The organism is Mesorhizobium sp. WSM4809 (assembly GCF_055811655.1).
Genome location: NZ_JBVVQW010000049.1, coordinates 1 through 1,387, shown reverse-complemented (window position 1 = coordinate 1,387; position 1,387 = coordinate 1). Strand labels below are relative to the sequence as shown.

1 protein-coding gene is annotated in these 1,387 nt (G+C 55.5%); it reads left to right on the top strand.

Going from position 1 to position 1,387, the window contains the following annotated elements; translation table 11 throughout:
• Positions 1-3: 3 nt before the first annotated feature.
• A partial coding sequence (locus AC0L24_RS33760; protein ID WP_473565070.1) for a CapA family protein occupies positions 4-1,387 on the top strand: 1,384 nt, incomplete at its 3' end.

Below are 1,387 nucleotides of genomic sequence, written 5' to 3'. Positions count from 1 at the left end.
CCTATGGTAGATCATTCACACGGTGATCATGGGGTCATCGAGGTTAGTGCCTATGACGCGGTCGGTTCGATTGCAACGAACGTTGCGGACGGCTTCACGATGGTCGCGGTTGGCGATCTCATCGTGACGCGGGCACTGACCAAAAGCCACAATCCCGGCTTTGGCGACGTCGTCAACATCCTGCGTGACGCTGACGTCACGTTTGGCAACATGGAAACCAGCATTTTCGATATCCGATCGTTCAATGGAAGTCCTCAGGCTGAGTACGGCGGCGCCTATCACCTTGGCGTGCCAGAGCTTGGACCTGATTTGAAGGCGATGGGCTTTAACATTGTGAGCTACGCCAACAATCACACGTTTGATTGGGGTCTGGAAGGCATGCGCGAGACCTGCCAGGTGCTCGATCAGAGCGGGATAATCTATGCAGGTGTTGGCGAAAACCTGGCACAAGCTGGCGCCGCTCGCTTTCTAGAGACCGCACGCGGTCGCGTGGCATTGCTGTCGTTTGCGACAACGTTCGAGCCTATGGCTCGTGCATGCGATCCGGCTGGAGAGGCACCAGGCAGACCTGGAGTCAACAGCCTTCGTCTTAAGCAGACGATCGTAGTTCCGCCAGAGAAGCTCGAGAGCTTGAGGGAGATACGTGAGGCATTGCCCGACTACAGGTCTGGCGTTGGCGATCCAAATCGGGTCGTTCTCTCCGGAACTATATACAAAGCGGGCGAGAAGGCCGGCTACAGCTACGAGCCAGACCTTCGCGACGTCGGAAACATTTTGCGAAATCTTCGCCAGGGAAAGCAGTTCTCCGATTTTTGTATTGCCACGAACCATGGCCACGAGCCAGGGAATTGGAGCCAGGAACCGGCTGACTACGAAAGGGCATTTGCGCACAAGCTGATTGACGCCGGAGCGGATGCGTACATCGCGCATGGACCGCATCAGTTGCGCGGCATCGAAATCTACAAGGGGCGGCCGATCTTTTACAGTCTGGGAAATTTCATGTTCGACCCTCTCCGTACGCCGGTGGGCGCTGATATGTACGCCAGCTACGGGAAGGACCCAAGGGTCGCCACGGATGCCGAGGTGACAGTCGATGAAGAAGCCAGAGGATATCCTACGGCAGAGGGATTTTTAGACGCGTTCTCCGAGACGACCTTTTATGAAAGCGTTATAACAGTTTGTCGCTTTGAGCAGAACCAGATTGCCGAATTGCGCCTCTATCCAGTCGAACTCGGCTACTCGAAGAGGTTTGCCAACCGGGGGGTGCCAAGTCTCGCTTCCCCGTCGCAAGCCAAAGCCATTCTGGAACATCTGCAGAAGCTCTCCGAGCCATTTGGAACAGAGATCGACATTGAGAACGATGTCGGAATCATCAGACTTGCAATCG